We start from the raw sequence: 24,239 nt of genomic DNA on the forward strand, positions 1-24,239 counted from the left end.
CAGCGCGTGACACTAGGCGCGGTTCGTCATCCGCGGATTCGTTCATGGTATCCCTAGATCCCGCTAACAAGCGGCAGAATGACTGTAGTTACAATATTTAGGAAATTTACTAAACAGCACCAAACAGAAGAAATCTGTCAAACCAGGAAGAAATTCCTTAATTTAAGTTTTTAGGAGCCCCAAAGGCAATTATTGCTACTGCAAGAAAATTAGCACGTATCTTTTATCAAATGTTGAAATACGGACAAGAATATGCAAAAAGAAATATAGACTACTATGAAACACATTATTTAAAGAGAAAGTTGTAAAAAATTTGATCAAAAGGGTACGGAAATTTGGTTATTATTGGTTCAACAAGAAGAGTTGATTGAGGAGTTTTTTAGGAGAAAAAAAAGGCAAATGAATCCTGGTTAATATCTATTTAAAAACATTGGCATTTTTTTATGTTTTAAACACTTAATAACTACGACTCGACTGCTTTTAAACCGCAACCAATCTAAACTATAATCGTTAAGAAATTTACTAAGCAGAAAAAAGGACAAAAGAAACCCCGTTAGCTAGTTATTCACTATCTATTTTATAATGTTGAAATTTTTTAATGTTTAAGTGCCCAGCAGGAAGATTTGCAGCACCAGCTGACAATGTAGACAACAATGTAAAAGATATGAGGTGCACATAGTGTAAAAAATAAAACACAGATACATTAAGTTTTTCTGTTATTTTATCTGCACAGACTGAAGATAAACAAATAGCTTCAGTACTATGATAAGGGGACCGACAAAGTTTGTCAAGTAGTTTTTGCATTATGTTTGTGCAGTTCATTGATAAATCAAGAAGTCATAGTAAAGATAGACGTTGGCAAAAGATTACTGAAAGCTACAAACTATGCCTTTTCGTGTAATCTTTAAATGCACCTTGGTTAGAGTCAAAATATAGCTTTACACTGCCAATTGGCCCATTTCTTTGTTTTGCAATAATGAGCTCTGCAACATTTCTAATTTTCTCCATTTTTTCTTGCCACTCTCGATGTTTATTGCTTCCCTCACTTGGCTGCCTTCTCAGTTCGTAATATTCTTCTCTATAGAGGAACATTACTATGTCTGCATCCTGCTCTATGCTTCCTGAATCACGTAAATCAGCAAGTTGTGGTTTTTTGTCGTCTCTTTGCTCAACAGAACGGGAGAGCTGCGACAGTGCAACGACAGGAATATTTAGTTCCTTTGCAATTGCCTTTAAGCCTTGTGTCACTTCCGAAATCTCTTGCACTCTATTTTCATTACTTCTCTTTGTTGTTCCTCTGATTAACTGCAAATAATCAATAAATACTGCTTCTACGTTGTATAATTGATATAACAAACGTATTCTGGTACGAAGAGCGCTGATTGATAGCGCAGGAGTATCGTCTATGATGAAAGGCAACTCAGATAATTCCGCACTAGCATTGATGAATTCATGCAATTCAAAATCACTAATCCTTCCAGTTAATGCTTTATAATAGCTAATTCCTGAGTCTATAGTGATCAATCTTGTAGTTAATTGTTCTGCTGACATTTCAAGTGAAAAAAACGCTACATAGTGTTGCCCATCCGCTCTTTTTTGCAAGACCTTACAAGCATTAAGCGCAATATTTAGTGCCAATGCTGTCTTACCCATAGAAGGCCTTGCAGCCAAAATTAATAGATCAGACTTCTGCAAACCACCAAGGAGCTGATTTAGATCTTGAAGTCCGGTTGTAATGCCTAGAGCCTCTGGATTATTTTTTAGCGTACTAATTTTTTTAACTACATCTTTAACTGAACTTGCAAGCTTTATATATGTTTTCTCACCTAGCCTTTTTACTGCTAAATTGAATAACTTAGTCATCACTTGCTCAATTTGCACCTGTGCAGAATTTTCGATGTCATAGTTGTAACTATCATTAACTATCTCCTGTCCGAGCTTGATTAAGCACCTTCTTAAGTAGGTATCGCGGATTATTCTAGTCAAACTATAGATATCGAGTGCAATACTTGCCTTTGCTGCAAGCTTTGCAAGATATTCAACTCCACCACATTCGATAAACGCTTGGTCGTTTTCAAAAAACATTTTAAGGCTCAGTTCATTGGCAACTATACCGTGTTTTCTGGTTTTAGATATCTGTGTGAAAATACTTTGATGCAGTGGATCATAGAAATTCTCTGCAGTGATTGTGTCTTCAACCGCATCACAGATTCTATTATCACGAATCATTGCGCCAATAAGCATTTGTTCTGCTTCTAAATTATGCGGCAATTTACATATTTCATTATCTACACTTTTTGAATTGATGAGACTAGCTAGTTTATTCATTTTAAGTTTTTAGAGTAACTGTCGATTATTGTAGAATATTTAGTATTCATTTGAAAGATGTAAGAGCAAAAAAATTTGACTAATCCTGTATTGTCTATACCATTTAAAAAGGCCCCCGTGGTGGAATGGTAGACACGGCAGACTCAAAATCTGCTGCTTGCAAAAGCATGCTGGTTCAAGTCCGGCCAGGGGCACTCAAATATTGGAAAGTGCATTATGTTACACAAATTTTTTGGTCGTTTATTTTCTGTTCTCTCTTCTATAAATATTATTCAAAAGGTAAAAAATGATGAAAATGGGGTATGTTATGTTACAGGACTTAGGCGCTATATCTCGGTATTGCTTGATTTTATTATTATCGTTTTATTCTTGTTATTCTTTGGATTTTTTAGCCGAGCCTTAAATCATCTTTTAAACTCAAAAAATGAGACAACATTCAGCCAAATTGCTGCAAAATATCAAATGCAAGTGCCACTGTCTGTAGAAGAAAAAGCGGTGCAGAATAGGTTCATTAAATTATGGATCCTAAGTCAAATAGTCCAATTCATCATGCTCTTTAGCTATGTTGCATATATGTGGATAAAGTTCACTGCTACACCTGGAAAATTATTGCTTGGGCTCAGAGTTGTAGATGCGCAAACTTTTGGAAAAATGACCATAAGACAGGCAACTAAGAGGTTTTTTTCCTTTATATTGTCGGTTGCACCATTATTTTTAGGCTTCATATGGTCAAATTTCAACAAGCGCTGCCAAACTTGGCATGATAAGATCGCAGGCACAGTGGTTGTTACGAGTAAAAGCCTTAGAAGGCAAAGTAAGAAACTACTTGACAAAATTTAACAACTTCTTTACCATAAATAGTAAAGGTATTTCTGACTCACAGCTTGTTTTCGAATGGGTTCAATGGTCAAATTTAGTAAAAAAAAATTAAGGTGTTTTTTTGGTGGTTACACCAAATTATAGTAGTTGTATATCTTTTAAGTTTTTCTGCACTCATCCAAATAGCGCTTAAACTAAGCGTCAGCAAATTATTACAGTATCAATTTAAATTATTATAGGGTCAAAACCAGCACTACGGGATTTCTTTTGCCTTTTTTACTTAGTAAGTTTCTTAAATATTCGTAGCTAAAAGTTAATTGCACAAGATCTAGCCTTAAGGGTCCATTAAGCCAAGTAGCTGAAACTGAAATGCATCTAGTTCAAAAATTCACTTAGGTTAATGATAATTAAATATCCCTAATTAAAAACAAAGAGAGGTCAATTAATTATAAAATGGAGGTGGTGGCACAAAAATTTGGTGAATGGAGCAATTGCGGTTTATCTGACAAGTGCTATTTTGACATGATTTTTTTATAAAAATGCTGCTTTTTGCGGTGTAAGACCGAAGGGTAGAGCTGCTATTCCAGCATGTAACGCTGGAATGCAGAGATTTAATCTATGGTAAGTAACAGAGTAACAAAAAATTGATTTTATAATGCAGGATATCTTGCTAATATATTTGTATGGCTTTTAGATTAAGAAATATCTTATTAATATTACTTGTAACTGGTTTACTTACTGGTTGTTTTACAACACTATTCTCTGATTCTGCATAAGCAATTTGAATGAAGGTAGTAGGTAGTGAAGGCGACTTAATAGAAAAAGTTGAATGCGTTATAAATGACCCACCTGGGGTGAGCCTTTTTATTACAGTTTGTTGATTGTGAAAAGGTAGATTAAAACAACTAAATATGATGATGGGTGAAAGTTTTAATAAAGTTGTTTTATTAAATCTACTATGGTGATCTGGTTTTATTATCGACACAGCTACCGGATCTTATAAATAATATCTATCACACTATGTTGTAACTATAACAACAGAAAAAATGGTCTTACAAACTCAGAAGGTTGAACTGAAATTTTGACGATATGTAACCATCGTTTTGCGCCTTTTGGCTCTATACCAAGTACTAACACGGCTACTATTAAAATAATAAATTAAAGTAAAATTTGCAAATGAGAGATTAAGTATGGTTTTTGTATTGAGAAAAGAAAATGTCACTAAGGTAATCAGCGATAAAACTATATAAACTATGTGGCTCTGTATAAAGTAATCTTGTAGTAAAGAAAGACGCTGTGCAATTACAGGGTCTGCCAAATAGACGAGAATGAAGCTTATAGTTAACAAAAAATTACCGGAAGGATGAGATAATAATCCAGTGTTCTATACCAAAGTTTAATTATTTACTTTGTTCCAGTATGTAATGCCACTATTCCATAGCTCATATTGTGAAATTTAACTTTCTTAAAGCCCACCTCTTCAATTTCCATTTTAAAGTCAGTCTGAACTGGAAACTCTCTAATGCTCCTTACTAAATACCGATAAGGACTTTCATCTTTAGCAACTATGTTGCCGATTTTAGGAATTACTTTGAATGAGTATAAGTCATAAAGTTTGGTAAATATCTCATTTTTATAGTGCATAGGAGCAAATTCCAAGCAGATAAATTGTCCATTGGGTTTTAGTACTCTGTGTATCTCACTTAAAGCTTTTTTACGATCGGAAACGTTCCGAATACCAAAAGCTATTGTGCAACAGTCGAACTCAGAGTCTTCAAATGGCAAACTTTCTGCGTTTGCACACACCCAATTAAAATTAAGCTGATTTGAGTTTATGGCTTTATTACGTCCTCTACTCAGCATGTTTTGATTTATATCACATACTGTAACCTGAACACTCGGCTCTCTTCTTACTATTCTTATTGCTATGTCTCCGGTTCCCCCAGCGACATCTAAAACCTGAGAGTTTTTTGTAAAATGCACGCTATTTACCATCTTATCCTTCCATAGTCTGTGTATTCCTAGGCTTATTATATCATTCATGATGTCATAGCGATACGCCACAGAGTCGAAAACCTTTTTGACCAATTGTGATTTATTCATGCCCTTCTTAACTTTTATTAGATATTATGTAAAGTTGTTGAACCCTTATCATAAAAATACATTCAGTGTTAACCGCTAGAATACCTTCTTAATTTTTAGTCACGTCTTACAATACTATACTTAGTTTTGTACCATTTGTTATAAAATTCAGTACGCCTAAAATTTTTTATTGAAACAGGTAAAAAATTCTTTACAATTAATTCAGATAAATCTTGCTGAACCATTGCACTATAGCTTAAAAAGGGCGTGGAAAGTTAAGAGTTGATGATTATTGTATTATATGTCATGTAAACACTGCAAAATGCGAAGTAATTATTATTACAATAGGATACAGACACATCATTTATAATAAGAAGACTAGAGTATACTTCATAAACATTAGACATATCTTTATATACCCGCTTTTTCTATGTCATTTTTCAACTTAGATGGTTTTGCTAAGCTCAAAAAAAACTTGACCACTATGGCAATTTTATGGAATTCCAAAATGCCACACATGACGCTGGAACCTAGAAAAGAAGAATTAGTTTTGACTATTTGGATGACAAGAGGAACTTTCAAGTCAGGTAGTTAAATTAATGTACTAATAGAAAAAATATATTATAATCAAACTTCTGTAGCTCAGCTAATCATTAAGTGGTAATAGTTCTTTCACAAAAGGTCATCTCTCTTATCATGATATTTTCTGTAGCAATTGTCGATATGGCAACTGACCTGTACTCAGTTGCACTACCAAGCATTGCCAATTATTTTGAAGTAGGAGGCCGTGTAGTACAACTTACAATTAGCTTAAATTTAGTTGGACTTGCGATGTCTGGATTAATTTATGGTCCATTATCGGATCATTATGGTAGACGTCCGGTAATGCTGATTGGTATGACAATTTTTACTTTAGCAAGTATTGCGTGTTATATAGCTGATAATATTGTGCTCTTAATACTCATTCGCTTCATACAAGGGGTAGGAGCTGGGGTTGCAGGCGTTGTTGGATATGCAGCAATAAGGGATATGTACTCGGGTAGTGAATACTCAAGGGTAGTTTCAAAGTTAAATATGATAGTAGCACTTTCACCTGGAATTGCTCCAGTGATAAGTAGTCATATAATTTCACATGGTTATCACTGGAAATTTTTGTTTTTTATTATATCACTTGCAGCAATTATTATGCTTATCTTTATTTACTTTAAGTTACAAGAGACACTCAATATTAATAAAAATAAGACTAACATAACTAAGATAATCATTGATGTCTCTAAGCAATATATATCAACATTTAGGAATTACCGTTTTCTTGGATTTTCAACTATTCATGGATTAACTTTCATGTGGCTTTGGGCATATATCGTTAACTACCCTTTCATATTTGAATCTATGGGTATTGAGGTGCGACACTTTGGTTATTTTATATCAATCATAGTCATATTTTACATAATCGGAACTTTAATTAACAGAAGATGTGTACAGAAGGTGGGAGTTAGCAGGATGTTAATGATAGGTTTAGTATTACCAATAATATCTGACTGTTCGCTGATATATCTTTACTTAATAGATAAATTAAATATATACACCCTCATAATGTGCTGGGTTCCAAACAATATTGGACTTGCATTGATAATAAGCAACAACGTAACCTCTGCATTAGAAACGATCGAAGGTATAGGGCTTGGTAGTGCAGTTCTCTCATTCTGCAATATGATGTTTGGGGCTACCGGAATATATATAGTGGGAAAATTCTTCTCTTATGGTGTTTTGTCAAATTTACTGCTGACAGTTATATGTTCTACAATCGCAATTCTTATATACGGCTTACTCAAATATGCTGAAGAACACCTGAAGGACTGATGGTAATAGACCTCACCATTATGCTGCACAGTGTATAATAAGATAACTTATTTAGAAGATCTCTTAAACTATCAGTCCAATATCACCGGCATTTTAAATATTTTCCTCCATCCTTGCTCTTTTTATTAGTCGCTACGCAATAGAGTTCTCCTTGCACAATTTATCCAAATTTAATCAAGGTGAGGGATAATCTAAAACAAAGCAAAAATTATTGTAGATAAAACATAATAAAAAAATTCTTCTACTTATGTTTTTAATTTTTCTCCTTTGCATTTGATATAAATGCTGAGAACCCGAACATTCTACTATGTAGAATGGTACTCTTATACTCACAGTATAGGTGGATCAATGATAACAGTGATAACAACTGGTGCAACTTTGCTTGCAGTATTCGGCAGAATGTTGTAGCCAGTACTTTTCACATTAGGTGTGTTTACTGCTGTGTTTTTTAGTGTACCTAAGATTGTATCAGTAATAGCACTAAGTATAGAAGACAGCGCTATGCTGCCGTTGTTCACGTATAGGATAAAAACTTAAATAGATGTATAATATGATCCTAAGATATAAAATACAATTTTGCAATAAATGGTATAATGATTTAGTAGAAACTATGCATAATTTATAGGGCTATGATAAAAATGTAAGATAATAATAGGAACTTGAACTTGTGCGGTAGTTTATAGACCTTTGGAGCTATGTTAAAATCATATCAGTGCTTTTACACGCAACTGTACAAACGTTACAATTTACAGGTAATTTATGCAATAAATAGTATTAAGTGTGCTGATTTTACCATGAATATCTCAAATAAAGTTGTGGGAAAAACTCCTGATTCTGAAGGTATTGGTGTTAGTTTTTCTTATTCACTGCAGGTATTGTATGGTGCTGTCCACTTGGTCATCATGACGGATTCCTGGAAACATTAAAATCTCATACTCAAAATCTTCTAGCCATACTGCTTGATGCAGTAGAAAAACCTTGCCAGACTCTATAGTAGGAACTAATTTAATGAAATCAAGTAAGCTTATCATTATGTGGCATTATTTCGACAATGGCTAAATCACTGCTTACCTTCAGATCTTGTACTAATTGTTGACCACTTGTTTCTGCTTCAATCAAAATTGCATGTGGCATCCATCTTTCTGCTAAGGACAAAACTAAGAGTTTTGGATATTCAAATTTTGCACGTTATACATCAAGTAAATAGAATTTATTACCTACTTTGCCCAGGTAGTGCGGACGCTAAAGTTGCTAGCGTCGCCTATTAAAACTGCAGTATTCTAGCTTTAAGCTATAGGCAAAGAGATCATCAGGAAAACTTCTATAGCGCTTCCAGCCCACTCTTGTTTAATTATATCACTTAAAAGCGACAGAGGGTTTTTGTTGATATTGTACAGCAAAAGCGTAATTCCCAAGTCAATTTTTATCGTTTCAATCTCTTCTTTTCCTCCATCTAGAAGATATAGCAACTGATCTTCTTCCCTCGAGGGTAATATTACGATGGCGTTATTTTAGCACTTGATGCTGTAATTCAGCTCTTGTAATTATTTGTAGTTACTCTGATTACAGGAATAAGAGAAGGAGACATTGGCTTTTCAATTGAATAGATAGACTCCTTATTTTTAGCTATTGTTGGCAAACAAATTTAATGCAACATATTTTTCGGTTTGGAGAGAAGGTGTCAGGTTAAATCTTCCTGATGTAGCCTATGCATCACAAGTACAATTATTCCTTTTTTCTATTGTTGAGCCAGTTACTAAAGTCTGATCAAACTAGCTTGTGGCACGCTTTCTAAGCGTTTCGCTCAAAGCTTGAGCGGAACTCAGTGGGTCGTTGACAATAATAAAATCACCTTCTTGCTAGTTAATGTTCCCCCAACAGACGTTGCAATTTTGTATTCTCTCCGCACTGTTTGAAATTTATACTTAGTATTTTGTTCTATGGATAGTTCTACTTCTAGAAATAGCTTTTTATACCAATCAGACTGCATTATGCACCTAGTATCGAGCGAGTGCTTTTCGCTGGGAATAGCTCACAATTATTACTCTTACGCATATGGGCTTCGTCGAGCGTGAAGGCATACTAAATATTATTCGTCTCACTGCACCAGTGCCTGCCGCTTTAAGTTGTTCGCTATGACTTTTATATATTAATAATCATTATACTCACATCCCGTACTACCGTTTTGAAAGCATAACTCAATGAGTTTGAGAAAGTTTATATTTTCTATGTTAGTGAGCGTCCTTGCTGTTTATTCCACTCCCCTCTTTTTGTCATTCCAGTGCTCCGACATTGGGATTCAACACACTGGAATGGCAATTCCTCATCATACTCCACAGTATCTTTAGATCTCGCTAAGGAACGACGGTAGTTACAAATATTTAGGAAATTTATTAAATAGAAAAAAAGGCAAAAAACCCGTTGGTGGCGAGTTATTTATATTAACTTTATAGTTAGCATTTTTTTATTCTAAACGTCCAATCTAGCTCCTTTTAAGTCATAGCTGATCTAAATTTAAACGTTAGAAAAATTACTAAGCAGAAAAAAGGTAAAAAACCCTGTTAGCTAATTATTCACTACCTATCTTTTTAAATTGGCATTTTTTACTGTGTCAAATGCTTTAACAAGTGCATTTCAATTATATTAAGTAAAAGCCTGAAAGGTTATAAAGATATACGGTGCATATAGTGCAAAAAATTAAATATGAGGCATCAAGTACATTGAGTCTTTTGTCGTTTAAATCTGTATAGAGAAGATAAATAATTAGCTTCAATGTTACAATAAGGAAGCTGGTGAAGTTTGTTGAGTAGTTTTTTGCATTTCTGTAAGCTACTTAGGTGGCTGGTAGCTATGCAACAAAGCTAGCCTAACTTCTTGATTTTCCTGATCTATTAGAAGGAATTTGGTTTGGATTTGAGAATTCTGTTCTGATATATTTGTCTTTCTCATCAAATAATTCACGGTTTTTTCATCAGTTTGAACTCCCATTTTTCCAGTCTTTCCTTGCTCTGTTGAGGATGATGCGTTAACTTTGTTAATTCTTTTATAATTACTTGGCCATTTTTCCTTCCACCTTTCTAATGCTTCATGTGTTTTTCGGTAATTTAACTCTTCTCCTTCAGGTTCCTGTCCATTACTATGAGAGGCTATTACCTTGACCATTTTTTTTGGAGACAGCTTTTTTCTAGAGCGTATACAGATTTTGATTTTTCTCTCTACCTTTAATCTTGCCCTTTAACCACTTACGTATAGGGTTATATTGTTTGCCTTCGTTTATATTTGCTAGAATGTTCTCCAAGAATCGTTTTTGCGCTACATCAACTGTGTTAGAACTTATTTCATTTTGTCCATCATCTTGATTTTAGCTCACAGACTTGGTAGAGGTGCTTTCCCCTTGCTCATTGGAAACGTCTTTTTTAGATGGAAGTGAATAGTGCTAAGTAGCAGTAGCAGAGAAGTTCTTCCGTCCTGAGGATTCTCTTCTTGACTGCCGTAACCTGACCAGTCTTCACTATTAGGCCATAATCCAATGTTCTGAGAATTAACCTCTCGATTTATATCAGTAGCTTAAATGCTAATATCTCTATCACCATCACTTTCTGTTGCAACTTCAAATAACAGCTTATTACTGTCCTGATATCGCACTTCATTTTTTATCTCTCTTCCTTTTTTTAATGCATCCTCTAAAGACAAATTCCATAATTTTACGTCTTTGTTGCAGCAACATTTATCTTTTTATTTTTGTAGTCACTCAATAATCTCCGTCAATTTCTCCCCATCAGGATAAATGCGTATCTTAATTACATGTGTTTCCCCGTTTACTGGCCAGTTTAGAGTAATTTCATATGAACCATCGGTTACTACATAATGCCTTACTTTTCTCTTGTCTTTCCCTTCTCCTTCCTCAGCAACAAAACCGTGCATTCCGCTCTTCTCATCTCTGTGCAACGTTGAAAACCCAGAGATTCCATTCTTCTGACAAAAATCACTGTTTAAAAATTCGCTAATTTTAAACTCTTTCTTATTGTCCTCCAGCTTAATACTTGCGTGATTACCGTACATTGAAACTTCTTTAACACCATCTTTAATATATTTCCTCCACTCTTCTTTGCTTTTTCTTAAAGCTCTTATCTATCTCCCTTTATCTTGTTGTATCCTTGAAGAATAACGCCATAAGCTTTATTTTTGTCTTTATCTTCGTCTCAATCCCAGCCGGCATATTTTATTAAAAACTTTACTGTACCTAAACCAGCTCTAACGTTGTAAATTTAGGTCATTTTCTCTTTTTATTTTAATCGAATAAAAATGAAAAATTTTGAATGAATTCATGATAGTTGTATTCCTGCTATGTGCTCTTAACTTTCATATTTTTCCTCACTAACAACCTTTCACTTTTTAGCTTTAGCTAGTATCATTATGAAAACTGATTAAATTTTTAAAAAAGTTGTATTGTTAATATAACGACACGAACTATACAAGTAACAAGTATGAAAATCAACCCCTTAATATGAGAATAGCTAGCCAGTTTCTAGTTTTGTTTTTGTTGAGAATCGGCTGATTCAACTTCAGATACCTGCTGCTCACAGTGAACACTTCTGGATCTCGAGAAGTCAGTTTGAATATAGCTAATATGTTGATAAACAACAAAGCAGCGATAGAAATATCGGCAACATCCCATAGCAACTGAACCTTACTTATTGAACCAAGTGGGATAACCGCAGTGAAGATTATAATCCAGATTTTAGTGTATTTATCATTTTGAGATACATAACGTATTGTCTGCTTCGAGCAAAAAAACCAGGTAAAAATAGTAGTAAAAGCAAAACAAAACATTATGGCCATAATTAAATAGTCAATATAAGGCCAATTCATTGCTTTTCTGAAAGCAAATATGCACATGTTAGTACTCTCTAAACCAGTAACCCAAGAATCTGTAACAAGCAGTACCATTGTTGTAATAAATACTATGAATGCAACTATAAAAGGCGATATTATTGTGATTAGACTCTGTTCGATAATAAATTTATTATTATTTTTCTTAGGAATAATTGAAGAGTGTACAATTCCTTCGAGACCAAGCCCTATATCTGTTGCAAAAATACCTCGTAAAGTTCCTACTTGAATAATAGTTAACATTTCTAAAACTAAACCTAAAGATAAACCAAAGTTAAAGCTACTAGTTGTAAAAAAGCTGCTTGTTATTAGCTTTAGAGAAGGAAGAATATTTTCACTAAATTTAAATAATATAATACCGCAAAGTGTGAGGTAACTTATTGTCATTATCGGTATCATAGCTGATATGAAAATTTTGATTTTTTTTAAGCTAAGAGCCGCAACAACAAAAAATATTATGGTCATAATAATTCCACCAGTGACCACAGGTACATTTATCATATCAAGTGGTATTGACAGGGAATTTACCTGAACAAGGTTACCGACGATTATCGAAACCATTATCATAATAACTAGGAATACAACTGTAGCTTTTCTAGAGTTAAATGCATCAACCATATAGGCCATAGGGCCACCTATAAATCGTCCATTCTTTTTCTTTCTGTTCTTTATACTCAGGTAACAAGTGACATATTTTATTACAGAAGTGATAATAACAATTATCGCCATCCACAAAATAGAACCTGGTCCTCCTGTTTTTAGAGCAACAGCAGTTCCTGAAATATTCCCTACTCCTAAATTTCCTCCTAAGATTGTAAATAGGGCAGCTATAGAGGAAAATTTATTTTCCCCTTTCTTAACTCCAATAAGTGAAAGGGCATGTGGTAACCTAAATATCTGTAACCATTTCAGTCTAACTGATAGATAAACACCAGCAGTTAGTATTAGTAATATTGTTGGTAGTAATAAAACAAACTTTATTATATCCATCTACGTGCTGAAGGTAAGCATTTTGACTTAGTATACAAACAAAAGTTGAAAATACCTAAGCCTATTTTCTGTGAAAGTTTGCATGATTAACGAAGTTCATTTCTATATCATATGGCTGATCATAAGCTAGATTTCAGCACCACGTACACAATTGCACGAGCATTTTGATTTCAGGAATTCAAGCAGCTCACAGAAATGTAAAGCCCATTTTACAGGCCTTAAGAACCCTTATATGGGGATGTTTTAGACCTAAAATTTATCCTTAATCTTTATTTAAGTGACAAAAGCACATTATTAAACTAGGTGTGTTATGTTTAATTTTTCTTATATAGACACTCCATGTCTTTATAAATTTTTATCTACGTTAGCTGAATCTCGCTTATTAGGTAATGTAATAAGCGCCAAGTTTTTGAGAGAACAGTAAACAACTCACATTGCATTGTTCTTTATTTAAGAATTAGTTCAAAAATCAACTAACCTTCTTTTTTTTATAAAGAAATTATTTGAAAAACTTCTGCATTACCCTTATCGTGACGTTATGGATATTTATAATTCCAAGGTTGACTACTTACCAAGCATATAAGACATTAATGTCAAGTTCCTACAAGAGATATCACTAAGGTTTCTTTTGCTTTTTTTCCTGCTTGATGAGTTCCTTAAGCATTTTAGCTAAGGCAATTTAGGTTACACCAACATTGCAATTACAAAAGCGATCTCTACTAGTGAGTGTCGTGCAAATTACCTGCAAATTGCAGTGTTGGTATAGATATGAGCTTAATGGTCTACCAAAAGGGTTATTTAAGCATCAATCCTCAAAAAAAACTGGCGTAGGCTTAGGTAATGTGGTCCTGGACTTATGTACGTGTTGCACAGAAATCTTAAATCGCGTTTCAAGATTTATCTGCTTGTTATGTAAAATTTAATTTGACGGTTGCTTTTGTAATTGTCACAATGATATAAACAATTGCTGGGTAATCATAAATAAGAATAATGTACCTTATTATATAATTGGTACCTCAGCTACTTCAACCTTATTAGTATCAGGAACGTTTGCTATAGCTCCTTATGTTGTTTTTTAGCTTCGGCTGCAGCGTTAAGTGTTGACCTTCTTGCTTATTGTTAGCTGTGCTGTGTTTTTTATTGTAACTATTGCACTTTTATATGCAGCAATTAGTAAAAACAAAGTCATTTCTGAGAAAGATGCTCAACTTGCTGGGAAAGATGTTTTAGTGCAGGCTCGAAAGAAAGGATTTCTGAACAGGAAACTCGTCTTGCTAAAAAGAATACTGAACTTTTTGATAAGCAAGAGCAATCATCTAAAGAAGAGGTCATTTGAACTACCTAAATCATGAAGTTCCTTCTGACAGACAAGGAAAACAAGCTAATGGTTTGGATTTTTTAGGTCTTACGACTTCTAAAAATTTAAATGATTTAGAATATTACTTATATTTTGATGCATAAAGTCAAGATACTGAGGTTTCCAGCATAGAAATCAGCAAACTGAAGAAGGAACTAAAGTTAATGGTTATTTTAATCAAGCAGTGAGCGCAATTAATTGGCTTGCTGGTCAAGCAACAAAAGTTATGCCTTGTTTAGCTATGAGTTATTTACCTTACGTTTTTTATAATTATGCTACTACTCCCGTATCAGCATCATTTGATGATGTTAACGTAACTCAATCATTTGTTGTTAACTCTAGCATAACTAAATCCTAAAGCAAAATAAGTAGAGGGCATATTATGTGACCTCTACTCAATCCTCAAAAAAACCGGCGTAGGTTTATGCAATGTAATGCCTGAACTTACGTACGCGCCGCACAGAGATTTTAAATCTCGTTGTTCTTTCGGGATTTGCAATTGGTCAAGTATCGCCTCTGCTGGCCTCGGGACAATTGGTTGTAATAGAATACCAATTATCCTGATATATTCCAGTAGTTTGTAGATCACTAGATTCATGCGCTCTCTATCAGTTTTGCTTAGTATCCAAGGCGTGCTTTTATCTATATAAGCATTGGCTTCGGAAGAAATGTTGATAATTAGAAGTATAATGTGGTTAAATTCATACTTTGATAAATGATCCATTACTTGATTGAATATAGCTCTGTAATTTGGAAGGCCTTCCTCACCTTTAAGTAGGCTTTTGTCAACTGTTGGTACAACTCCAAAGCATCGTTTATGTAAAAATGAAATTGTTCTTTGCACTAAATTACCTATATTATTTGCAAGTTCTGAATTTATTCGGCTGATCATGTTCTTCTTACTGAAATTACCATCCTGGCCAAAGCTTGCTTCCCGAAGGAGAAAATAGCGCAGCTGATCAACACCAAACTCTTTAGCCAAGCCAATTGGATCTATGACATTACCGAGAGACTTAGATATTTTTTTCCCCTCGTTTAACCACCAACCATGAACTACAATTTGTTTTGGCAGTGGCAAGTCTGCTGCAAGGAGAATTGCCGGCCAGTATACGGCGTGAAAGCGTAATATGTCTTTGCCAATTACATGAATATTGAAGGAGTTATCAGCTAGATTCGATGTCATTCTAGCGCGTGACGCCGGAATCTGTATTTCCTTCTGGATCCAAGTGTCAGCTACTTGGATGACAGACTGTGATTCTGCCCAAAACTTTTTATATTCTTCATTTTCCGTGTTAGGAAAACCTATTGATGTGAGATAACTAGTTAATGCATCTACCCAAACGTAGATTATGTGTTTGTCATTTCCTGGAACTTTTATCCCCCAGTTAAAATTAATGCGAGAAATTGAAAGGTCAGTCAGTCCTGATTTTACAAACGATATCACTTCATTTTTTCTGCTTTCAGGAAAGATAAAATTTGGCTGATTTTTGTATAGTTCTAGTAATTTATTTTGCCAACTTGATAAACGAAAAAAGTAACTCTCTTCTTTTACCCATTCAACCTCAGCACCTGTTGGTGCTTTGCCATCTATTAGCTCCGATTCCTGATAAAATGCCTCATCGCTGACTGAATACCAACCTGAGTAAGAATCCAGATATATCTGTCCCCTCTCTTCAAGCCTATCCCATAAAGCTACAACTGCTTTCTCGTGACGTTCTTCTGTGGTGCGAATAAAATCATCATATTGAAAATCTATGAACTCAGCTAATTTCCTAAATGAAACGCTCACTTTATCTGTAAATTCTTTTGGATGCATTCCCTTTGTTTTAGCTGCTTTTTCGATTTTTTGCCCGTGTTCGTCTGTACCGGTAGTAAATTTAACATTTTTTCCAGCTAGCTTCATAAACCTAGCTGTAACATCACAGATGAGGGAGGTATATGCGTGACCAATGTGCGGTTTGTCGTTTACATAATATATTGGCGTGGTTATATAAAAATTCTCAAATTGCTCCATTATCTAGTACTTAAAGCTCTATCGTACCTATACTAGTGATAAAAATCAATAGACTACCGGATTTCATTGCAAGCTCTAAGGATTTATGACAGTGAAAAGTGGTTAAGTATATTTAATATAATCTTTATGCTCAACTGATAAGGTAATAGATATAATATGTAATGTAGTAAATTACATTCATGGAATAGGTGGACTACTTTTTTACAATGTAACAATTGGTGCAAATTTGCTTACAATATTTGGAAGAATGCCTTGGTCTGCACTTTTCTCGCCTGATATGTTTATTGCTGTGTTTTTTGGTGCATCTAAAATTGTAAGAACGATAACAGGAAAAGAGACTTGCTGCTTTTATGAGAAACAAATGGTGCAGAATGGAAATGTGTTATTGTTCCTGGGTATGAATTCGTGGGTCAGGGTGATCATGAAATTTCTGGAGGTGAAGTAAACTGCATTCCTGGATTGGTGTTCAATAATAAGAAAAGATGTGTTGATTCTTCTTTACTACTTTGGAAATAAAGATGGTACTTTTATGAGTAAAATCTAACTATTCATCACACCACAAAGTATATAGTTAACATCCACACCTTTAGTTAAATTCCATTCGCTCTTTATTATGTTATACTCCATACCTGCCATGTCTTGCAGTGTTACATTGCCTTCCCTTAGGTGATTTGCAATCTCTGATGGCTTGAGAAACTTATTCCAATTGTGCGTACCTTTCGGCAGCCAGTTTAATATGTACTCTGCACCAATTATTGCAAGAAAGAAGGATTTAAAAGTTCTATTTATTGTTGATATAAATATCAGTCCCTCTGGTTTTAGCAATTCTATTGCTTTTTTTATGAAAAGCTCTAAATTATCCACATGCTCAACTACTTCCATCAATAGAACTACATCGTATTTTTGGTTATTGCTTAGCTCTTCAATGCTAGTGTGTGTATATTCTATATTTAACCCTACTTTTTTCGCATGTGACTGTGCCACTTTTATGTTTTCTTCACATACATCTATTCCTAAAACGTTAATGCCGACTCGTGCTATTGATTCTGATAAAATACCACCACCACACCCAACATCAAGCAATGATAATTTCTTTAGATCACACTTCTTTAACTCTTTTATCTTCTCGATAATGTAAGATACTCTCACAGGATTCATCATGTGTAATGGCTTGAATTTGCCATTCTCATCCCACCATTCGCCTACCATTTTAGCAAATTTTGACACCTCATCTTCGTTAGAGGCTATATTACTGAGTTTATCAAGGCGTCTTTTGTGTCTGCTTTCTTTTGAAAATTCTGTTTCGAGGAATTGTTTGACTATATCTTTTGCTAATCCACTGGCAGTAAATCTTGCACCAAGGCACAATACATTTGCATTGCCATGTTCGCGGGCTAATTTCGTGATCTCAACACTATTACATAAAACGGCGTGGATCCCTTTAAAGCGATTTGCTACGATACTCATACCCAGACCTGTGCCACAGATTAATATCCCATAATCTGCTTTTTTGTTTATTATATCTTCTGCAATTTTAACAGCATAGTCTGGATAATCTACGCACTTTTGCTCAGCAGTACAACCACGGTCTAGCACTTTGTAACCCAGAGTTTCCAGGTAAGACTTTATTTCTGATTTTAATTCATAACCAGCATGGTCTGAAGCGATTGATATTATATCTGACATATAAGAAATTGATCTTGCATCACTTAAAGACATCTAATATGAGTAATTCATTTTAAGCTTTCTGTCAAGCCACCCAATGCTTCTAATCTTTTTGAAACTCTGAAGCTCAAAATAAATTTTGAGCTAGATGTGCATAAATTCTGTATAATTTTTGTCCTACCACTACTAATTCAATAAGATGGATTATATAGATATTATAAAATCAAGATTATTATTATCCGATATAGTAGGTAAGAAAGTCAGGCTAACAAAAAGAGGAGATAGTTTTGTTGGATTCTGTCCATTTCATAGCGAAAAAACACCGTCTTTTTTGGTGAGTAATACTAAAGGATCGTATCACTGCTTTGGTTGTTCGGCTCATGGTGATGTGTTCAATTTCATTTCACAAACTGAGGGGCTGAGTTTTAAAGAAGCACTGGAAAGGCTGGCATCAGTTGTAGGCGTTGAGTTACCTAAAACCCTTAATTTAGCTAAAGAAAACGGCGAACTGTTTTCGACGCTGAATTTAGCTGCAAGTTGGTTTGTACAAAAAAATCAAGGTATTATAGCTTATCTAAAGCAGCGCAAGATTTCACCTAAAATCATAGATAAATTTAAGGTAGGTTATGCACCAAGTTCTGGTTTGAAAGAATATTTAAACTCCTTGGGTATTGAGGACAAAATTTTAATTGATGTTGGATTGATAAATAAAAATTCTCGTGATTATTTTTGTAACCGGCTGATATTCCCTATATATAACATCGCAGGAAAAGTTATTGGTTTTGGCGGACGCGCGCTGAGCTTTAAACAACAGCCAAAATATTTAAACAGCCCAGAAAGTCAACTATTCAAGAAAAGGGAAAACTTATACGGGTTAAACTTTGCTTTAAGTGAAATACACAAAAAACAGCATGTATTTGTTGTTGAGGGATATATGGATGTGATAGCACTGCATCAAACGGGAATTAGCAATATAGTTGCTCCACTGGGTACCGCAATTTCTGCAGAACAAATAAAAAGTCTATGGAAATTTGCTAAAGAAATCTCTATCTGTATGGATGGCGATAGTGCTGGACGTAATGCTGCAATTAGAGTTGCAGAACTTGTTCTGCCAATATTAGAGCCTGGATACACGTTAAAGTTTGTGACTTTGCCAACCGATAAAGACCCATACGATGTATGTAATGAGCTGGAACATAAGAAAGAAACCGTACTCTCCGCGCTTGACCATTCAACAAAACTTCATTCTGAATATTTGTGGCATTACATAATTGGTAGCAATTTGCAAAACTATGAGAAACTTGCCCCGGAAAAATATTCAATTCTTGAGTGCAAGTTCATGGAATATGTCAATGCTATCGGTAACAGCAGTATTAGAAGGTATTATAGAGATTACTTTTACGATAAAGCTAGTGAGCTAAGAAATAGCTTCAAAAAGCAGGTTTTTAATAATAAAACAAGAGCAACAAAAAGTGAATATCTTTACAACAAATCTCCAGAGCTAATTGAAGCAGAACAAAATCAGGCCATAATTTTACGCATAACCTTAGAATTTCCTGAAATCTTGAACCATCCTATATACTTTGAGCAATTTTCCCATTTTGAATTTACTAATGTGAAGATAAAAAGATTGCAACAGCATATAATTAATGTAGCAAATAATGGAAGTGAACTCAATAAAGAGGTTTTATTACAAGAGTTAGAACAGTTTAACGTTGATGGAACCATAAAGCTTATATTTGAAAAGACTAGCATACTAAACAGTCAATTAAACAATGGAAAATCTGCGAAAACTGTATGGAATAATATAGTGTTAAGGGGGGAATTAAATGTATTACAAAGAGAAAGAATCGAAGCAAGGCTAGGCGGTGATTTTGGCTTAGAGGAAAGACTAATAGAACAAATAGAGCAAATAGAAAGTAATATACGAGAAATGCAAATGGAGTTTATTCAAAAATAGATTGCTATATTTTTAGATTGTTTGTCGTCTTGTTGCTTTCTGTGCTGAGTCATAAAACAATAGACTTCCTGCACGGCTACCGGTCATTCAAGCAGCTCACAGAAATGCAAAAAACTACTTGATAAATTTCAACAACCTAATTATCTTAGCAGTAAGTATATCTTCGACTCACAGCTTATTTTTGATCTGCGAAGGTTCAATGATAAAATTCAGTAAAAAACTTAAGGTATTTTTTGGCGATTACATCAATTATTGTGGTTGCATGTCTTTTAAGTTTTTCTACATTTAGCTAAATCGTGCTTAAACTAAGCGTCAGCAAATTATTACAGCGCCAATTTAAATTATTATATGGTAAAAACCAACACCACGGGTTTTTTTTGCCTTTTTTTATTTATTAAATTTCTTAAATACTTATAGCTAAACGACAACCGTTATTCTGCTACTTGTTAGTGGGATTTATGAGATCATGTACAGGTTCTAAGATAGTTCATGTCATCACATCGGCAATACAGCCTCTTTTAATAAAAATTAAACTAATTTCCATAATAATTATACTAGCTAAAACTAAAAGGCAGAGGGTTATTAGTGAGGAAGAATATGAACATTGAAAATATACAACAAGAATTTTTTCCTTTATTTGATAAAATAAAAAAGGAAGGTGATCCTATTTATAATGCTAGGGTTGGTTTTAATATAGTAAAGTCTTTAATAGAACGTGGTACTGGTTGGAACAAAGATGAAATATATGAAGTTCTGCAAAAAGAGCTCAACAAGATGGAAAGAGCCCAGCAGGAACTTGAAAAAGAAGCAGAAAGAGTGTTAAGTAGATATATTATTGATGATGATGTTAAGGGTGCTGTTAAAGGAGTTTCAATATACGGTAACCACGCAAGTATTAAGCTGGAGGACAATAAGAAAGAGTTTAAAATTAGCGAATTTTTAAACAGTGATTTTTGTCAGAAGAATGGAATCTCTGGGTTTTCAACGTTGCACAGAGATGAGAAGAGCGGAATGCACGGTTTTGTTGCTGAGGAAGGAGAAGGGAAAGACAAGAGAAAAGTAAGGCATTATGTAGTAACCGATGGTTCATATGAAATGACTTTGAATTGGTATGATAAGGAAGGAAAAAAGTGTACTATCAGGATTAATATTAATGCCAATAGCATAAAACTTATTGGAGGTAATATTACTGAAGAGCAGTTAAAAGATCTGTCAAAAGCGAATTGGGATGTAAAAATAGGTGGTCTATTCTTACATGAGATAGAATTCAGGAAAACAAGAGAGAATGAAATTAATATGTCATTTGAAACCGCAATAAAAATTTTTGGTAGAAGCATTCAAACTACTGATATGAATCGAGAGATTGGATCTCAGAATGCAATGACTAGTACTACAAATTCTCATGCACCTACTAAAGAAAATCCTCCACTGCCACCACATAGAGTCAGTTCACTTAAAAAAGGCGTTGAACAGGGGAAGACCAAATCTTTAGACCATCAAAGTAATGGGCAAAAAGTGGAATTTAACAAATACATACAAAGTAACACTTTAGATTTACATGAGTTAAATAGCATGAACGTACCCAAGCTATTAGAACTTTTAAAAAAAGAACAAAATACTACACAGATTAATTTAGGCTGGAATAGTATTGATAACAAAAATGCAGAAAAATTATTCAGGCAAAGAGGTCTTGTAATAATGGCAAATTGCCGTGAAGAAGAAAATCCGGGGGATCAGGTTTATAACCTTCAATCGCTTTTTGAAGTTCCTATACCTTCACCACTTAGAACTAGCTCACTCAAAAAAAATGTTTCCGATGAACAAGGCGAGAATATTTCTTTCAAGCCTATGAGCCAAGATAATAGGCAAAAGGATGAACGATACGACAATCTTACGTTCGTTATGTTTAGATACACTACATCTGGAAGAAAAAAAACAGTTACTGAGGAGGATCTGCAAGTAAAAAGCGCTGTGCTTGCACTACCAACACAAGATGTAACATTAAAAAAAGTTGAAGGTACATTTAAGTCTGAAGATGCTAAGAAGTCAGACAATATGAGAGATAAGCAAACATCGCAAGATGGTGTAGCTTCAATTCTTGCGAGAAGAGCAGAAATTGAATTCTTATATAGTGAAAGTGAGCGTGGTGATGGGCTTTCTGATCCTGAAGATGATAGGAGCGATAACAAAGATGGGTATCTAACGCTTTTAAACCCTCAATCAGATGATGAAAATGCAAAACGAGGAGAGAAGTATGAAAATTGTGATTGTAATGACAACCTAGAGCATATTTACGAAAATACAGATTGGTTATGTGATGATAAACAAGACAACAGGCAAAGAGATAAACGATATGACAACCATACATTTGCTATGTTTGTATACACTTTACCTGGAAGTAAAAGACCAGATGACTTGCATAGAAATGAGCAAAAACTTGATAATCAACAACGACCTGAAATCCAGCAACAAGATCAGTCACATTCTAGATCACAATCCGATAGCAAAGGTAATTTAGACGTAAAAGGTATACAACCTAGTGCACTTTCTGAAGATGGTGACAGACCTATATCAACCAGCACTGATAAGAGGAATACAAAACAGCTGGAGTACGGAAAAAATAGTAAGGATCATAATAGTGAAACTTGTATGGTGCCAAGTAAACCAGCTGGTAAAGAGTCGAAAAGTATTCAATTTACTAATCCACCCAACCAAATGGTAGGCAAGCTAGAAAAAGTGTTGAAAAAACTAGACAGGGAATCAGAAAAAACAGTGCAACAAGTTGCTGAAGGAAGTGTCTCTATTAACAAGCCTCTATCTTCAGTTAGTACTGATGGAAATATGGATGCTGAACAAAATAGTCACACTCAATCAGAAGAGACTAATCTTAGTACACCAGAAAAAACTAATGTAAACAGCTCAACCTCGTTTAAGGAGCTTGAGCAAAGATTAAGTCAAAAGAACTATGAGTTAAAAAAAATCAGCTCTAAAGTACGCTACATTAGCCCACAAACTAAAGAATACCTAATGGAAGCTGAACTGCTGAAAGACAGTTCAACAGATATAAGAAAAGCGATAGAACGAGAAAATGCTAACACTAGTCCGACTATAGATAAAAATAGCGAGCTATATAAATTGCTAGAAAAAGATAAGACACAACTGAAAGTTAGGGTAATAGAAAAAGTAGTAGAAGGTGCTTCAGCAAAACACACTGATAATTATGATCGAAATAGAATCACATTAGGCAACAAAATAGGCAACAAAAACAGAAAATTACTTTGGACTAAACATGTTAAGCAACAACAAGAAAAAGGTAAAGGTATATCAATATAAATTGAGGTTAAAGTAATTACTTAGCAAACAATAGGTTTCATGTAGTGGTAAACCTATAATAGAAGAATAGGAGCCACGTAGAAATAATACGAACATTCCAGCCAAGCCTTGCATATTACACCCCCCTGCCCTATTTTTCCACTCCTCTGATGCTAAATAGTACTTAATTTCTCGTTCACTTAGGCGTTTAAATTTCACTATTGTAACCACAGTTCTAATATGTTGTTTGGACCGATCGGGAGTTAATAAACACACACTGGTGTATACTCTATGCCTTCGTCCCGATAATAAACGAATATATTTTTCTGCTTGCTCGATGTTTTTAGCTTTGAGCAAGATCCTTCTGCCACAAGCAACGACTGTATCAATACCGAGCACAAAATAATCTGGATTTGAACTTTGTATTTTCTCAGCTTTGCTTTTTGCCATGCGGATTGAGTAATCTTTTGGAAGTTCCTTTCTTAAAGGAATTTCATCTATATCCGCTGGTAAAATTAAACCTGGCTCAATATTTATTTGTTTTAGTAAAGCTATACGCCTTTCTGACGATGAAGCAAGAATAAGGTTATTTAGAAATTGTTCTATCACTTGTACCTTTAAGCCTTCTGATTATCCTACCCTTTTTTGCATTTCTATCATAAATGCTCATCTCTACCAACACTCTATCTCCAATAATGATGCGTATTTTACTTCTTCTTACTTTCCCTGATACATGACAAATGATCTCATGCTCGTTATCCAACTTCACTCTAAATTCTGCTGCGGGTAATAAAGCAGTTACCGCTCCTTCCACTTCAAAAAGTGTTTTCGATTTTTCGTCTTTTACCATTTATTAAATAAAAATTCAATAATCTGCGTCAGTCTATATAGATCTTAAAGAATATAGAAGACCTTTTGTACTATTCTTTATCACTCAAGTTTTTCTCTTTTGGTTA

General features: G+C 34.3%; 21 protein-coding genes, 1 tRNA gene and 1 pseudogene. 8 read left to right on the top strand and 15 right to left on the bottom strand.

Features of this window, described 5'->3' with window-relative positions; genetic code table 11:
• Positions 1 to 164 precede the first annotated feature (164 nt).
• Positions 165 to 414, top strand: a pseudogene (locus WBP_RS05670) (hypothetical protein); the annotation flags it as partial.
• A gap of 147 nt (positions 415 to 561) precedes the next feature.
• Here WBP_RS05670 and WBP_RS02520 read toward each other — a convergent pair.
• Together WBP_RS02520 and WBP_RS02525 are read right to left on the bottom strand one after the other, a co-directional pair.
• Complete coding sequence (locus WBP_RS02520; protein ID WP_167895958.1) at positions 562 to 804, bottom strand: hypothetical protein; 243 nt, start codon at positions 802 to 804, stop codon at positions 562 to 564.
• A gap of 72 nt (positions 805 to 876) precedes the next feature.
• Complete coding sequence (locus WBP_RS02525) at positions 877 to 2,328, bottom strand: replicative DNA helicase (protein ID WP_167895959.1); 1,452 nt, start codon at positions 2,326 to 2,328, stop codon at positions 877 to 879.
• A gap of 111 nt (positions 2,329 to 2,439) precedes the next feature.
• On the opposite strand from WBP_RS02525, the gene WBP_RS02530 reads away from it, so the two are divergent.
• Positions 2,440 to 2,522 (top strand) — tRNA-Leu (locus WBP_RS02530).
• A 22-nt stretch (positions 2,523 to 2,544) separates the two neighbouring features.
• Positions 2,545 to 3,168, top strand: coding sequence for an RDD family protein (locus WBP_RS02535; RefSeq protein ID WP_167895960.1), 624 nt, complete (start codon positions 2,545 to 2,547; stop codon positions 3,166 to 3,168).
• Positions 3,169 to 4,176: 1,008 nt separating this feature from the next.
• Here WBP_RS02535 and WBP_RS05675 read toward each other — a convergent pair.
• Together WBP_RS05675 and ubiE are read right to left on the bottom strand one after the other, a co-directional pair.
• Positions 4,177 to 4,284 (bottom strand): FtsW/RodA/SpoVE family cell cycle protein, encoded by a 108-nt coding sequence (locus tag WBP_RS05675; RefSeq protein ID WP_246166106.1) that lies wholly within the window; start codon positions 4,282 to 4,284, stop codon positions 4,177 to 4,179.
• Between the two features lie 267 nt (positions 4,285 to 4,551).
• On the bottom strand, positions 4,552 to 5,250 hold the full coding sequence (gene ubiE / locus WBP_RS02550; protein WP_167895961.1) for a bifunctional demethylmenaquinone methyltransferase/2-methoxy-6-polyprenyl-1,4-benzoquinol methylase UbiE: 699 nt from the start codon (positions 5,248 to 5,250) through the stop codon (positions 4,552 to 4,554).
• 675 nt (positions 5,251 to 5,925) lie between these two features.
• Between ubiE and WBP_RS02555 the strand changes: the two genes are divergently transcribed.
• Entirely contained in the window at positions 5,926 to 7,092 is a 1,167-nt protein-coding gene (locus tag WBP_RS02555; protein ID WP_246166108.1) for a Bcr/CflA family efflux MFS transporter, read from the top strand.
• A gap of 329 nt (positions 7,093 to 7,421) precedes the next feature.
• On the opposite strand, the gene WBP_RS02560 is transcribed toward WBP_RS02555, so the two are convergent.
• The 7 genes from WBP_RS02560 to WBP_RS02580 all read right to left on the bottom strand — a co-directional run bounded on the left by WBP_RS02560 (position 7,422) and on the right by WBP_RS02580 (position 12,975).
• Entirely contained in the window at positions 7,422 to 7,610 is a 189-nt protein-coding gene (locus WBP_RS02560) for a hypothetical protein (RefSeq protein ID WP_167895963.1), read from the bottom strand.
• A 345-nt stretch (positions 7,611 to 7,955) separates the two neighbouring features.
• Positions 7,956 to 8,123, bottom strand: coding sequence for a hypothetical protein (locus WBP_RS06370; protein WP_246165898.1), 168 nt, complete (start codon positions 8,121 to 8,123; stop codon positions 7,956 to 7,958).
• A gap of 255 nt (positions 8,124 to 8,378) precedes the next feature.
• Complete coding sequence (locus WBP_RS06375) at positions 8,379 to 8,561, bottom strand: hypothetical protein (protein WP_041571399.1); 183 nt, start codon at positions 8,559 to 8,561, stop codon at positions 8,379 to 8,381.
• Positions 8,562 to 9,921: 1,360 nt separating this feature from the next.
• Positions 9,922 to 10,254, bottom strand: a complete 333-nt coding sequence (locus WBP_RS02570; protein ID WP_167895964.1) for a hypothetical protein — start codon at positions 10,252 to 10,254, stop codon at positions 9,922 to 9,924.
• A gap of 405 nt (positions 10,255 to 10,659) precedes the next feature.
• Positions 10,660 to 10,785, bottom strand: a complete 126-nt coding sequence (locus WBP_RS06035; protein ID WP_255324096.1) for a hypothetical protein — start codon at positions 10,783 to 10,785, stop codon at positions 10,660 to 10,662.
• Between the two features lie 54 nt (positions 10,786 to 10,839).
• Entirely contained in the window at positions 10,840 to 11,154 is a 315-nt protein-coding gene (locus WBP_RS02575) for a hypothetical protein (protein ID WP_167895965.1), read from the bottom strand.
• 432 nt (positions 11,155 to 11,586) lie between these two features.
• Positions 11,587 to 12,975 (bottom strand): alanine:cation symporter family protein, encoded by a 1,389-nt coding sequence (locus tag WBP_RS02580; protein ID WP_167895966.1) that lies wholly within the window; start codon positions 12,973 to 12,975, stop codon positions 11,587 to 11,589.
• Between the two features lie 1,541 nt (positions 12,976 to 14,516).
• Between WBP_RS02580 and WBP_RS02585 the strand changes: the two genes are divergently transcribed.
• Complete coding sequence (locus WBP_RS02585; RefSeq protein WP_167895967.1) at positions 14,517 to 14,690, top strand: hypothetical protein; 174 nt, start codon at positions 14,517 to 14,519, stop codon at positions 14,688 to 14,690.
• Between the two features lie 33 nt (positions 14,691 to 14,723).
• Here the strand turns inward: WBP_RS02585 and metG are convergent, their stop codons facing one another.
• Positions 14,724 to 16,346, bottom strand: coding sequence for a methionine--tRNA ligase (gene metG / locus WBP_RS02590; RefSeq protein WP_167895968.1), 1,623 nt, complete (start codon positions 16,344 to 16,346; stop codon positions 14,724 to 14,726).
• 184 nt (positions 16,347 to 16,530) lie between these two features.
• Between metG and WBP_RS02595 the strand changes: the two genes are divergently transcribed.
• Complete coding sequence (locus WBP_RS02595; protein ID WP_246166113.1) at positions 16,531 to 16,791, top strand: hypothetical protein; 261 nt, start codon at positions 16,531 to 16,533, stop codon at positions 16,789 to 16,791.
• A 95-nt stretch (positions 16,792 to 16,886) separates the two neighbouring features.
• Here WBP_RS02595 and ubiG read toward each other — a convergent pair whose 3' ends face one another.
• Positions 16,887 to 18,032: a bifunctional 2-polyprenyl-6-hydroxyphenol methylase/3-demethylubiquinol 3-O-methyltransferase UbiG gene (ubiG, locus tag WBP_RS02600; RefSeq protein WP_167895969.1), complete on the bottom strand. Its 1,146-nt coding sequence runs from the start codon at positions 18,030 to 18,032 to the stop codon at positions 16,887 to 16,889.
• 178 nt (positions 18,033 to 18,210) lie between these two features.
• On the opposite strand from ubiG, the gene dnaG reads away from it, so the two are divergent.
• Positions 18,211 to 19,971, top strand: coding sequence for a DNA primase (gene dnaG, locus WBP_RS02605; RefSeq protein WP_167895970.1), 1,761 nt, complete (start codon positions 18,211 to 18,213; stop codon positions 19,969 to 19,971).
• Positions 19,972 to 20,568: 597 nt separating this feature from the next.
• Complete coding sequence (locus WBP_RS02610) at positions 20,569 to 23,304, top strand: Trk family cation transporter (protein WP_167895971.1); 2,736 nt, start codon at positions 20,569 to 20,571, stop codon at positions 23,302 to 23,304.
• Here WBP_RS02610 and WBP_RS02615 read toward each other — a convergent pair.
• Entirely contained in the window at positions 23,296 to 23,892 is a 597-nt protein-coding gene (locus WBP_RS02615; protein WP_011256393.1) for a Maf family nucleotide pyrophosphatase, read from the bottom strand. The genes WBP_RS02610 and WBP_RS02615 overlap by 9 nt on opposite strands.
• Positions 23,870 to 24,133, bottom strand: a complete 264-nt coding sequence (gene infA / locus WBP_RS02620) for a translation initiation factor IF-1 (protein WP_011256392.1) — start codon at positions 24,131 to 24,133, stop codon at positions 23,870 to 23,872. Before infA ends, WBP_RS02615 begins: the two co-directional genes overlap by 23 nt.
• Positions 24,134 to 24,239: the final 106 nt, after the last annotated feature.

Origin of the sequence: Wolbachia endosymbiont of Brugia pahangi, assembly GCF_012030695.1 — a bacterium.
Classification (GTDB): domain Bacteria; phylum Pseudomonadota; class Alphaproteobacteria; order Rickettsiales; family Anaplasmataceae; genus Wolbachia.

What these genes read in the sequence shown, in the direction of transcription:
- WBP_RS02520 (WP_167895958.1), bottom strand. Translation starts at nt 804, where the DNA reads ATGCAAAAACTACTTGACAAACTTTGTCGGTCCCCTTATCATAGTACT.
- WBP_RS02525 (WP_167895959.1), bottom strand. Translation starts at nt 2,328, where the DNA reads ATGAATAAACTAGCTAGTCTCATCAATTCAAAAAGTGTAGATAATGAA.
- WBP_RS02535 (WP_167895960.1), top strand. Translation starts at nt 2,545, where the DNA reads ATGTTACACAAATTTTTTGGTCGTTTATTTTCTGTTCTCTCTTCTATA.
- ubiE (WP_167895961.1), bottom strand. Translation starts at nt 5,250, where the DNA reads ATGAATAAATCACAATTGGTCAAAAAGGTTTTCGACTCTGTGGCGTAT.
- WBP_RS02555 (WP_246166108.1), top strand. Translation starts at nt 5,926, where the DNA reads ATGATATTTTCTGTAGCAATTGTCGATATGGCAACTGACCTGTACTCA.
- WBP_RS06370 (WP_246165898.1), bottom strand. Translation starts at nt 8,123, where the DNA reads ATGATAAGCTTACTTGATTTCATTAAATTAGTTCCTACTATAGAGTCT.
- WBP_RS02570 (WP_167895964.1), bottom strand. Translation starts at nt 10,254, where the DNA reads ATGGTCAAGGTAATAGCCTCTCATAGTAATGGACAGGAACCTGAAGGA.
- WBP_RS02575 (WP_167895965.1), bottom strand. Translation starts at nt 11,154, where the DNA reads ATGTACGGTAATCACGCAAGTATTAAGCTGGAGGACAATAAGAAAGAG.
- WBP_RS02580 (WP_167895966.1), bottom strand. Translation starts at nt 12,975, where the DNA reads ATGGATATAATAAAGTTTGTTTTATTACTACCAACAATATTACTAATA.
- metG (WP_167895968.1), bottom strand. Translation starts at nt 16,346, where the DNA reads ATGGAGCAATTTGAGAATTTTTATATAACCACGCCAATATATTATGTA.
- ubiG (WP_167895969.1), bottom strand. Translation starts at nt 18,032, where the DNA reads ATGTCAGATATAATATCAATCGCTTCAGACCATGCTGGTTATGAATTA.
- dnaG (WP_167895970.1), top strand. Translation starts at nt 18,211, where the DNA reads ATGGATTATATAGATATTATAAAATCAAGATTATTATTATCCGATATA.
- WBP_RS02610 (WP_167895971.1), top strand. Translation starts at nt 20,569, where the DNA reads ATGAACATTGAAAATATACAACAAGAATTTTTTCCTTTATTTGATAAA.
- infA (WP_011256392.1), bottom strand. Translation starts at nt 24,133, where the DNA reads ATGGTAAAAGACGAAAAATCGAAAACACTTTTTGAAGTGGAAGGAGCG.